This window comes from Citricoccus sp. (assembly GCF_032154715.1).
In the GTDB taxonomy this organism is placed as follows: Bacteria; Actinomycetota; Actinomycetes; order Actinomycetales; family Micrococcaceae; genus Citricoccus.
Genome location: NZ_JALDXU010000011.1, coordinates 40,654 through 51,493, shown reverse-complemented (window position 1 = coordinate 51,493; position 10,840 = coordinate 40,654). Strand labels below are relative to the sequence as shown.

The following is a 10,840-nucleotide window of genomic DNA, read 5'->3' as shown; positions in this document are numbered from 1 at the left end:
CCGGCGGTGCCTGGGTGGCGGTCTCCTGCGGTGGGGTCCGGGAGGTCGGTGCCTGGGTCGGCTCCGGCGGGGGGGTCTGGGTGGTCGGCGCCTGGGTGGTGGGCTCCGGCGGGGGGCCCGCGGAGTAGCGCACGGTGATCAGGGTTCCCACCGGGACGTCGCCGGTGTGCGACAGAGTCAGGACCATCCCCTGGCGCTCGTCGCTCGGAACCTCCTGGCTGGTGACGTCCATGCCCAGGTCCCTCAGCGCAGCCTCGACTGTGGTGATGTCCGAACCCACGTAGTCACCCGAACTGATGGATACGGTCTCCGGTCCGGAGGAGCTGGACGACGGCGGCTCGGACGTGGAACTCACCGGTGCGGAGGAGGACTCCTCGCCACCGCCGCCGGTCAACTGGGGTCCGAGCCAGATGCCGAGGATGACGAAGACGATCAGGGCGATCAACCCGATCATCGGCCAGGTCCACGGGCTGCGCTTCTTCCGTCCGGCGGTGCGGTCGAGCTGGTCGTTGTAGCCCTCGGCGCCGGCGTCCGGGTCCAGGGAGTCTCCGGGGCGGTAGGCATCGGGATCCTCCGTGGCGGAGATGGCACCGGCGGCGCCCACTGCGGCACCTGCGCCGGCGGCCGCGGTCACGGGCAGCGCGGAGGTACCCGTGCCCTCCGATCCGGACGCCCCGCTGATGACCTCAGTGGCGTGGGTGTCTGACATGCCCGAATAGTCCACGGCCTGCGTGAGGGCCTGGGTCTGGGCATCATGGGCGGCTGCCGCTGCGGCGGCTGCTCCCCCGGTCAGGAACGGGATCATCCCGGGCACAGCGGCGGCCGCGGCCGCCGTGTCCTGCTGACGCAGGGCCTCCGCCGCCTCGGCCAGCGCGGTGGCGTTGGCCGGACGCTCGTGGGCCTCCTTCGCCAGCATGGACATGATCAGGGCCCGCACCGGCTCGGGGATGCTGTCCGGCAGGGGCGGCGGCGGATCGTTGACCTGGGCCAGCGCGATCGCGATCTGGGACTCGCCGGAGAAGGGACGGTGTCCCACGAGGCTCTCGTAGCCGATGACACCGAGGGAGTAGATGTCCGAGGAACCGGTGGCCTGCTGTCCCGTGGCCTGCTCCGGGGCCAGGTACTGGGCGGTGCCCATGACCTGGCCGGTGGCGGTCAACGGCACCTGGTCGGCGAGACGGGCGATGCCGAAGTCGGTCACCTTGACGCGGCCGTGCGGAGTGATCAGCAGGTTCCCGGGCTTGACGTCGCGGTGCACCAGGCCCTGGGCGTGGGCGGCGGACAGGGCACGGGCCGTCTGCGCGATGATGTTCAGGGTCCGGTCCGGGGAGAGGACCTTCTCCTTGTCCAGGATCGCCGAGAGGGGCGGCCCGGGGACCAGCTCCATGACGAGGTAGCCGGAGCCGTCCTCCTCGCCGTAGTCGAAGACGTTCGCGACGCCGGGATGGTTCAGCAGTGCCGTGTGCTGGGCCTCCGCCCGGAAGCGGCGCAGGAAATTCGCGTCGCCGGTGTACTCCTCCTTGAGGATCTTCACCGCCGTCAGCCGGCCCAGGATTCTGTCCTTGGCCTTCCAGACCTCGCCCATGCCGCCGATGGCGATGCGCTCGGTGAGCTGATACCTGCCGCCCAGCGTGATACCCGATGTCGGCCTCACTGTGTGACCACCGCCTCCATGATTTCCTTCAGGTTGGTCGACGTCAGCTCACTGCCGGTGTCGAAGTCGATGTTCTGGTACACGATCGTGACGGCCACCTGCGGGTCATCGGCCGGAGCGAACCCGGTGATCCAGGAGTTGACCAGGTCGTTGTCCGCGCCCAACTGGGCGGTGCCGGTCTTGGCGGCGATGTCCACGCGGTCTGACTGGGCGCGGTAGGCCGTACCGCCGTCGAGCGGACCACGCATCAGCTCCGTCATCTGCTCGGCGATCTCCGGGGTGGTGGCGCGTTTGAAGACCTCTGGCTGCACGTCCTCCAGCAGCGTCAGATCCGAGCCGCGGATCGTGTCGATCAGCTGCGGTTTCATCATCGTCCCGTCGTTGGCGATGGCGGCGGCCACCATGTTCATCTGGAGGGCGGTGGCCTTGACGTCCCGTTGGCCGATCGAGGACTGGGCCAGGGCGGCGTCGTCCAGGTCCTCGGGGAACTGCGAGGCGGCGACCGTCAGGGGGATGTCGAAGGACTCGTTGAACCCGAAGTTCTCCGCCGTGGTGCGGATCCGGTCCTGGCCCAGCTCCATGGCCGCAAGGGCGAAGGGCGTATTACAGGATTGGGCGAAGATCTCGGCGAGGGTGGCCTCGTCCATCCTGCCGCACAGGCCGCCGCCGAAGTTGCCCAGGGACGTCTCTGTGTTCGGAAGGGTGATGGAGTTCGGCACGTCGAGGACCTGGTCCGGCTGGTACTCGCCGGACTCGAGCATGGCCACCGTGTCGATGAGTTTGAACGTGGATCCCGGCGCCGGCAGGGAGGCGGTGGGCCGGTTGACATATGGGCTCAAGCCCGGCACGGACTGCAGCTCCTCCATGTTCGCCGAGGCCTCGGCCCCACTGTGCGTGGCGAGCAGGTTGGTGTCATAGCTGGGCTTGGAGGCCATGGCCAGGATGTCCCCGCTTTCCGGATCCGTGATGACCACGGAGGCCTCCACGCCCTCTGGCATCACCGAGTAGGCGAGTTCCTGCATCTCGGGATCGATCGTCAGCTCCACCTGGGCACCCTCCATCTGGGTGCCGGAGAACAGTTCGATGATGCGATCCACGAACTGTCCGTCCGAGGAGCCGGCCAGGTAGCGGTTGAGCTTGTCCTCCAGGCCGGTGGCACCGTAGGACAGCGAATAGAAACCGGTCAGTCCCGAGTAGAGCTCGGTGTCGTGGTAGACGCGCTGGTAGTTGAAGTCGTCGTTGGACTCCACCGATTCGGCGATCGGGTTGCCGTCCACGAGGATCGGCCCCCGGGAGGAGCCGAACTCCTGGTAGAGCTGCCGCGAGTTGAAGTCGTTGTTCTTCAGGGCGTCGGCGGCGACGACCTGGATGACGGAGATGGCCACCAGGAGCACCATGAACATGGCGACGATGACGACCCAGGAGTTGCGAATGGCCTGGTTCATGCGGTGACCCCTCCTGCCGGCGTCTCGACTGGGACCCCGGACGTGCGGTCCTGGTGCCCTGATCCGGAGCCGGACGCGTTGACCATGGGACCGACGGTGACTGGCTTGCGTGCGGACTGGGACACCATCAGCACGAGCGCCACCACGATCCAGTTGGCCAGCAGCGAGGAGCCACCGGCCGCCATGAACGGCGTGGTGAGGCCGGTCAGCGGGATCACCATGGTGACTCCGCCGATGACCACGAAGCACTGCAGTGCCATGGTGAAGGCCAGCCCGGCGGCCAGGAGCTTCCCGAAGGCGTCACGTGTCCCCAGGGCGGCGCGGAGCATGCGGGTCACCAGCAGTACGAAGAGCATGATGATCGCGGACAGGCCGATGAAACCCAGCTCCTCGCCGAACGAGGCGATGATCATGTCCGAATTGGCGTAAGCCACGATGTCCGGCCGCCCGCCACCCAGACCGGTGCCGAGGAATCCGCCGGAGGCGAGGCCGAACAGGCCCTGGACGATCTGGTAGCTGCCGGCGCCGCGGTTGTAGACCTCCGGGTCGAAGGCATGGAGCCAGGCGTCCACGCGCAGCCCCACATGGGAGATGGTGTTCACGGCGATCAGCCCGCCCACGGCCACGAGGACCAGTCCGAGGATGATCCAGGACACCCGGGAGGTGGCCAGGTAGATCATGACCATGAACAGCCCGAAGAACAGGATGGCCGAGCCGAGGTCCCGCTGGAACACGAGCACGCCCATGGAGATCAGCCACGCGATGACCAGCGGGCCCATGTCCCGGAAGCGGGGAAAGGTCACGGGGCCGATCTTCTTGCCGGCCAGGAGGATGAGATCCCGGTTGGCGGAGAGGTAACCCGCGAAGAAGATGGCCAGGGTGATCTTGGCGATCTCCCCCGGCTGGAAGGAGCCCACGCCGAGGTTGATCCAGATGCGGGCACCGTTGATCTCCATGCCCAGGCCCGGGATCAGCGGCAACAGCAGCAGGATGCCGGAGGCTGCAAGGAACAGATAGGGCCAGCGCCGCAGGACACGGTGGTCCTTGAGCAGCCAGAGCAGGGCGATGGCCGCGCCCATGGCCACCACCGTCCACATCAGCTGGCGGGAGGCGGCGTCGTCCCCCTCGGCCACGTCGATGCGGTGGATCATGGCGATCCCGAGCCCGTTGAGGGTGACCACGATCGGCAGGATGTACGGGTCCGCATACCGTGCGCGCAACCGCAGCACGAGGTGGAAGACCAGGGCCATGATGGCCAGCACGGCCGACTGCACCCAGTACTCGGAGGTGATCTCGCGGTCCATGCCGAGGCCGGCGAGCAGGCTGGCGCCGGTGCCGATGCACAGGCCCAGGATCAGCAGCACCAGTTCGGTGTTGCGCCGCGGGCGGGGGGTGGAAGCGACCTGGGACATCAGCGATCACCTCCTGGAGGGGTGGATGGGGGCGGGGAGGTCGGGCTGGCGGAGGGAGTTCCCGACGGCGAACTACTCGGCGACTCGGACGGGCTTGGTGTGGCCGGTGGATCCGGGGTCACGGAGTTCTCCAGGTCGGCCACGATCTGCTGGGCGTGCTCGAGGTCGCGGGCCGGCAGGCCCGATTCGACGCGCTGACGCGAATACGCCGGCAGGTCCTCCAGTGCCACGTCCGTCTCGCTGTCCAGGTGGGCCAGCTGGATCGGACCCAGCCGTTGGGAGACGCCGTTGTAGATGGCCACCCGGCCGTCCTGGGCACCCACGTAGTACTGGGTCTGTGTCCACAGGTAGCCCCAGAGCAACAGCACGGCGAAGATCAGCGCCAGCAGGGCGGTGAAGACGGGGATGAAGACGGAACGACGTCGGCGCGGCCGCTCATCGTCCCGAGTCCCGTCCCGGGTGCCCTCCGGTTCGGGCCCGCCGGAATCCGAGCCGTCACCGAGACGGTCGTCCGAGCCGTCGACCGGGCCCCGATGCCCTTCGATGAGCTCGGATGCGGCGGAGACGGCCAGCGGGTCGGCCAGGGCGCCGTCGGCCTGGGCACCGTGGCTGGCCGCACCGGTCAACAGGGCGGCCGCGCGCTTCTGGGTGCTGCGGCGGGTGACGATCGGGATCTTGCCGGTCTGGGTCGCGAGGTCGGCTGCACCGACGAGGACGTGGGGGCGGGACTCCAGGTCCTCCCGCAAGAGGGAGGCGGAGACGGGTCCGGCCTCGCCCGGCGTGGCGGCGGCGAGAGCCTGTTCGGAGAGGTGGGCGGGAGAGGGCAGGGCCGCCTCGGCCTCGGTGGCCTCGTCCACCTCGAGGGCCACGACGGTGACGTTGTCCGGGGCACCGCCGGCCAGGGTCAGCTCGACCAGTTCATCGGCCACGGCCTGCAGGTCGCTGCGGTGGCGCATCTTCTGCTCGATCACGGACGGCGGCACGACGGCCGTCAACCCGTCCGAGCACAGCAGCCAGCGCTCGCCGAGTGCCGCGTCTACGGCTGAGATGTCCAACTCCGGGGAGGCATCCACGTCCCCGAGCACCCGCATGAGCACATTCTTGTGCGGATGCGACTCGGCCTCGGCGGGGTCCAGCCGTCCCTCGTCCACGAGCCGCTGCACGAAGGTGTGGTCGATGCTGATCTGCTCGAAGGTGCCGTCCTTGAGCCGGTAGGCCCGGGAGTCCCCGATGTGTGCCATGTGGATGGTCTGCCCGGCGAGGAGCATGGCCGTGCACGTGGTCCCCATGCCGGCGAGCTTGGGGCTGGCGTGGACCAGGTCGTTGAGGATCAGGTTCGCGTTCTGGATCTCGTCCGGCAGCACGGTCTCCGGACTGGCATAGCCGGCGGCGTCCAGGGGGGCCAGGTCCAGCACCGTCGAGGCGCTCGCCACGTCGCCCCCGACGTGCCCGCCCATGCCGTCGGCCACGACGGCCAGGTGCAATCCGGCATAGGCAGAGTCGTCGTTCTTCGACCTGACCCTGCCCACATCGGATCGCGCAGCGAAGCGGAGGACCAAAGGCATCGGCGTCAGGACCTCAGTTCCAGGACGGTCTTGCCGATCCGGATCGGGGTCCCCGGGTCCACGGCCACGGTGCGGGTCAGCTGGGAACCGGACACGTAGGTGCCGTTGGTGGAGCCGAGGTCCTCCAGGAACCAGCGTGAGCCCTGCGGGAACAGGCGGGCATGCCGGCCCGAGACGTAGTCGTCGTCCAACACGAGGTCGGCCTCCTGGGCGCGCCCGAGCAGGAGCGGTGATCCGTGCAGATCCACGACGGAGCCCTGGAGCGGGCCCTCGGTGACCTGGAGCCGCGTCGGCAGCGGCCGCGCCTGTTGCTGGCCGGTGTTCTGCCCGGTTCCTGATGCGGGAGCACCGCCACTGGGAACGCCCCCCGTGCCGGCGGCAGCTCCTGCGGCGACCGGCGCGGGGCTCTGGCCCCGGGGACGGACCTTGTTGCGGGCGCCCACCATGAGATCACGGCCCTGGGAGGAGACGATCGAGATGATGAGGATCCACATGACCAGCAGCAGGCCCAGCCGCAGGGCGGCCACGGCAAGTTCACTCATGAGGTACCTCCCTGACCCGGGGTGTCCCGCGCGGGCAGCATCCTGAAGACCATGGCAACACGTCCCATCGTGATTCGGTCACCGTGCCGCAGCACGGTGGAGCCGTCCACTTTACGGTCGTTGACGTAGATGCCGTTCGTCGAGCCCAGGTCCACCGCCATGACAGTGCTGCCGCGGGTGATGATCTCCAGGTGGCGGCGGGAGACTCCCGTGTCCTCTACCAGGATGTCCGCATCGGCGGAACGGCCGAGCACGATCGAATCGGCGTTGATGCCGTACTTGCGGCCGTCGATCTCCAGCACAGGCTGCAGTGGCGCACTGGCCGGCCGGGACGGCTCGGCCGGACGCTGGGGGGACGGGCTCGGCGTCCGTCGGGCCGTCTCGGCCGACGCGGCCGGAGAGGGGGCGGGTCGGGCGGCCGGGGTCGGGATCGCGGGTGCCACCGGCGGGACGGGCACGTTCCGGTCCACCGGAGCCTGGGACACGACGGCGGCCGAGCCGGTTCCGGTGGGCGCGGAGCCGGCGTCGTGCAGCTGGTCCGACCCGCCGGAGCGGTCCGAGGCGGACTCGATGTCCAGCTTCCCGGCGCGCAGCGACGCCTCCTCCACGAAGGTGACGCGGACGGGGCCGTGCAGGGTGTAGCCCTGGTCCCGGGCATGCCGGATGGCCTCGTCGCAGAGCTCCTCCGCGAGGGCAGAGCCCCATTTGCGGGCCAGCTCGAAGTCCGGTGTGGAGAACCGGATGATGAAGACGTTGGGCACGAAAGTGCGGCCCTCGGTGAGGACCATGGCCTCATCGTCCATGGTCAGTCTCAGGGCATTGGCGATCTCGACCGGCTTGACTGCTCGGGAGCCGCCGGCCGAGAAGGCTGACTGCACAGCCTTCTCCAGGCCGCGCTCGAGGTTATCCAGAAGACCCACGCGGGGGTGCTCCTTTCGGCAGATGTCTGTGTCGATAGTACGCGGCACGCATGAGCAAACCGTGAGGAACAGGCCGGTGACGGGTTTCAATGCGGTTTCAATGCGGTCTCCCAGGCAGGACCCAGAGGCTCCATTGGCCCTCGATTTGGGAATCCGTCAGGGTGAGGATAGGATAGATCCTGCTGTTCTGACCGGTACGAAGGATTCCTTACAGGCCTTTCGACCGGGAAGACAGACCAAGACCTCGCGCGAGTGGCGGAATTGGCAGACGCGCTGGCTTCAGGTGCCAGTGTTCGAAAGGACGTGGGGGTTCAAGTCCCCCCTCGCGCACGCGAGTCAATACAGCGAAGGCCCCGGATCATGGATCCGGGGCCTTCGCTGTTCCCGGGGACGCTGCAGGTCGTCAGCACCCCGTCATCATGCGAACTTTCGGCATGTCGGGGCCGCAGCGTGGATAACACCCGGAATTTCGCATGATGACGAGTGGCCGAAGGGTCGCCGGGTATCGGTTCGCGAGGCACCACGGCGCCGGCCTCAGTCCAGGGCCCGCGGCATCGGCTTGGCGAAGCGGTCCAGGAAGGGGCCGTTGAGTTCCCGGTGGGTGCTGCTCCAGTGGGTCTCGATCGCCCGCTCGTAGAAGGTCACGAGGGCCTCGGTGGCGGCACGCCAGGAATGCCGCTCGGCCTCGGCCCGGGCCGCCTCGCCCATCGAGGCCCGGAGGCCGCGGTCGCCGAGCAGGCGCGCCAGGCGGCCCGCCCAGCCGTCCACATCGCCGGGGCCGACCAGGAAGCCCGTGCCGCCGTTGTCGATCACGAAGGGGATGCCTCCGGCACGCGCGCCGACCACGGGCACCCCGGAGGCCATGGATTCCAGGGCCACCAGGCCCAGGGTCTCCGTGGTGGAGGGGAACGCGAAAACGTCTGCGCTGGCATACGCGGCGGCCAGGTCCGCGCCGGACAGATAGCCCGTGAACACGGTGTACGCCGGGTCGAACATCCGCTCCAGGTCCTCGCGGTACGGGCCGGAGCCCACCATCGCCAGCCGGGCACCGGGAATCCGCTCGCGGAGCCGGCGCATCGGTTCGACCAGCTGGTCGAGGCCCTTCTCGCGGCTCATGCGTCCCACGTAGACCACCAGCGGGGCGTCGGGATGGCCTGCGGTCAGCTTCTCCCGCATCCGGTCCGTGGCCTGGGAGGGGTGGTAGCCGGCCGTGTCCACGGCCTTCGGCCACAGGTCCACCCGCTGGATGCCGACCTCACGGGCCCGGTCCACCATGGGCCCGGAGGTGCACAGGTTCACCTCCGCCTTGTTGTGGAGGAACTGGATCCAGGACTCGAGGGGGTGACGGGCCCAGCCGACGCGCAGTGATTCCGTGTATTTCGGCACGTCCGTGTGGAAGCTCGCCAGTTGGGGCAGGTCCCGCCGCCCGGCCGAGAGCACACCGTAGGCGGACAGCCAGATCGGGTTGACCGTGTGCACCACGTGGGGTCGGAAGGCTTCCACCCGCCGGGCGATGGCCGGCGTCGGGACGCCCACCTTCAACTCCGGGTACAGGTAGCGCAGCGAGAAGCTCCGCACCCTCACCACCTCGTGCCCGGCGTACTCCGCCGGCGGCTCGCCGGGCGCGAAGAGCAGGACCTCGTGCCCCATCTCCTCCAGCTGTTCCAGGGTGCGCACCACCCGGGTCACCACGCCGTCGATCTTCGGCAGGAAGACCTCGGTGAACATCGCGATCCGCATGCGCGGGGCCTGCTTCCGCTACTTCACCGGGGCATGATCCGGTACAGCGCCCGGAACGGGATGTGGAGCGGCGGCCGGGTCCGAGACCGGGGTCGACGCCGGCCCGGCCAGGGCCGTCGCCGGAACGCCGGCCTGCTGGTCGGCTGTCCACAGCGAGGTGGCGGGGATCTTGGACAGATCCGCACGGTCCCGGTACTTCTCGGCGATCTGCTCGACCTCGAGCAGCAACCCCTCGGACAGGGTGGTCGGGTTGAGGCCCAGGTCCAGGAACGTGTCGTTGACGACGTGCAGGTCGTTCTCGGCCGACTCCTTGCGCGGGTTCGGCACCATGGCCACCTCGGCGCCGGTGATCTTGCCGATCAGCTCGGCCAGGTCCCGCACGCGGTGGGTCTCGGTCATCTGGTTGAAGATCTTGACGCGCTCGCCCGCGGCCGGAGGGTTCTCCAGGGCGATCTGCACGCAGCGCACCATGTCCTGCAGGTGGATGAACGCCCGCGTCTGTCCGCCCGTGCCGTGCACCGTGAGCGGATGGCCCACGGCGGCCTGCATGAGGAAGCGGTTCAGCACGGTGCCGTAGTCGCCGTCATAGTCGAAGCGGTTGATCAGGCGCTCGTCGAGCTGGGTCTGGGCCGTGTGCGTGCCCCAGATGATGCCCTGGTGCAGATCCGTGATCCGCACCGAGTCGTTCTTCACGTAGTAGGCGAAGAGGTGCTGGTCCAGGACCTTGGTCAGGTGGTAGATCGAGCCCGGGTTGGAGGGGTACAGGATCTGCTGTTCGATGCGGCGCGGTTCGGCCGGCGGGGCGGAGGGGCCTTTCGCGGCACCGTTCGTGTCACCGTCTGCGGTGACCTCGATGTCCAGGTAGCCCTCGGGGATCTTCATGCCGGCGGTGCCGTAGCCGTAGACACCCATGGTGCCGAGATGCACGAGGTGGATGTCCACGCCGGACTCGACGATCGCGCTCAGGACGTGATGCGTGGCATTGAGGTTGTTGTCCACGGTGTAGCGCTTGTTCTTCGAGGACTTCATGGAATAGGGAGCGGCCCGCTGCTCGGCGAAGTGCACGACGGCGTCCGGACGTTCGGTGCGGAAGAACTCCAGTAGCCTCTCGTAGTCCTGGGCCACATCGATGAAGGCGAAGCCGATGTCACGGCCGGAGACCTCGCGCCAGGCCGCGCGCCGTTCCGAAAGAGAGCGGATGGGGGTGAGGGACTCGGCCTCAAGCTCCTCGTCGATCACGCGCCGGGAGAAGTTGTCCACGATGGTGACCTCGTGGCCCTGGTCCGAGAGGTGCAGGGATGCGGGCCAGCCGCAGAAACCGTCGCCGCCGAGGATCGCAATCTTCACAAGTACTCCCAATGCAGGTGGTCGAGGGACCGTTCACGGCGAGCCGCAGTCCCGATGCGCTGACGGGCACCGGGATTGGCTGCCGTGTGGGTCGAAGGGCTGCCCTGAGCCTATCCAAACGACCGGCGACCAGGAGTGGTTGAGACGTCCGGGCGGCAAGGGACGTCGCCGGCGGATCGGGCTGGGAGGCCAGATCTGTACGGAGCGGAAAGGCC

The 10,840-nt window shown here is 68.6% G+C and carries 8 protein-coding genes and 1 tRNA gene; 1 reads left to right on the top strand and 8 read right to left on the bottom strand.

Annotated elements, in window-relative coordinates:
• From RUH65_RS03730 to RUH65_RS03705, 6 genes are all read right to left on the bottom strand, one after another.
• Window positions 1-1,654: protein kinase domain-containing protein (locus tag RUH65_RS03730; protein WP_313815856.1), on the bottom strand; the 1,654-nt coding region annotated here is incomplete at its 3' end.
• A complete protein-coding gene (locus RUH65_RS03725; protein ID WP_313815855.1) occupies window positions 1,651-3,099 on the bottom strand; it encodes a penicillin-binding transpeptidase domain-containing protein in 1,449 nt (482 codons plus the stop codon). The genes RUH65_RS03730 and RUH65_RS03725, both read right to left, overlap by 4 nt.
• Entirely contained in the window at window positions 3,096-4,511 is a 1,416-nt protein-coding gene (locus tag RUH65_RS03720; RefSeq protein ID WP_313815854.1) for an FtsW/RodA/SpoVE family cell cycle protein, read from the bottom strand. Before RUH65_RS03720 ends, RUH65_RS03725 begins: the two co-directional genes overlap by 4 nt.
• Window positions 4,511-6,076: a protein phosphatase 2C domain-containing protein gene (locus tag RUH65_RS03715; protein WP_313815853.1), complete on the bottom strand. Its 1,566-nt coding sequence runs from the start codon at window positions 6,074-6,076 to the stop codon at window positions 4,511-4,513. Before RUH65_RS03715 ends, RUH65_RS03720 begins: the two co-directional genes overlap by 1 nt.
• Window positions 6,077-6,081: 5 nt before the next feature.
• Window positions 6,082-6,618, bottom strand: coding sequence for an FHA domain-containing protein (locus tag RUH65_RS03710; protein ID WP_313815852.1), 537 nt, complete (start codon window positions 6,616-6,618; stop codon window positions 6,082-6,084).
• The gene (locus RUH65_RS03705; RefSeq protein ID WP_313815851.1) at window positions 6,615-7,538 is read right to left on the bottom strand and encodes a DUF3662 and FHA domain-containing protein; all 924 of its coding nucleotides are present in this window, start codon (window positions 7,536-7,538) and stop codon (window positions 6,615-6,617) included. The genes RUH65_RS03710 and RUH65_RS03705 overlap by 4 nt, the downstream gene beginning before the upstream one ends.
• Window positions 7,539-7,784: 246 nt before the next feature.
• Between RUH65_RS03705 and RUH65_RS03700 the strand changes: the two genes are divergently transcribed.
• A tRNA-Leu gene (locus RUH65_RS03700) sits at window positions 7,785-7,868 on the top strand.
• Window positions 7,869-8,072: 204 nt separating this feature from the next.
• On the opposite strand, the gene RUH65_RS03695 is transcribed toward RUH65_RS03700, so the two are convergent.
• Together RUH65_RS03695 and RUH65_RS03690 are read right to left on the bottom strand one after the other, a co-directional pair.
• On the bottom strand, window positions 8,073-9,278 hold the full coding sequence (locus RUH65_RS03695; protein WP_313815850.1) for a glycosyltransferase: 1,206 nt from the start codon (window positions 9,276-9,278) through the stop codon (window positions 8,073-8,075).
• An 18-nt stretch (window positions 9,279-9,296) separates the two neighbouring features.
• Entirely contained in the window at window positions 9,297-10,625 is a 1,329-nt protein-coding gene (locus RUH65_RS03690) for an NAD-dependent epimerase/dehydratase family protein (protein WP_313815849.1), read from the bottom strand.
• Window positions 10,626-10,840 lie beyond the last annotated feature (215 nt).

Coding starts and splice junctions, on each gene's coding strand:
- RUH65_RS03725 (WP_313815855.1), bottom strand. CDS start 3,099: ATGAACCAGGCCATTCGCAACTCCTGGGTCGTCATCGTCGCCATGTTC.
- RUH65_RS03720 (WP_313815854.1), bottom strand. CDS start 4,511: ATGTCCCAGGTCGCTTCCACCCCCCGCCCGCGGCGCAACACCGAACTG.
- RUH65_RS03715 (WP_313815853.1), bottom strand. CDS start 6,076: ATGCCTTTGGTCCTCCGCTTCGCTGCGCGATCCGATGTGGGCAGGGTC.
- RUH65_RS03695 (WP_313815850.1), bottom strand. CDS start 9,278: ATGCGGATCGCGATGTTCACCGAGGTCTTCCTGCCGAAGATCGACGGC.
- RUH65_RS03710 (WP_313815852.1), bottom strand. CDS start 6,618: ATGAGTGAACTTGCCGTGGCCGCCCTGCGGCTGGGCCTGCTGCTGGTC.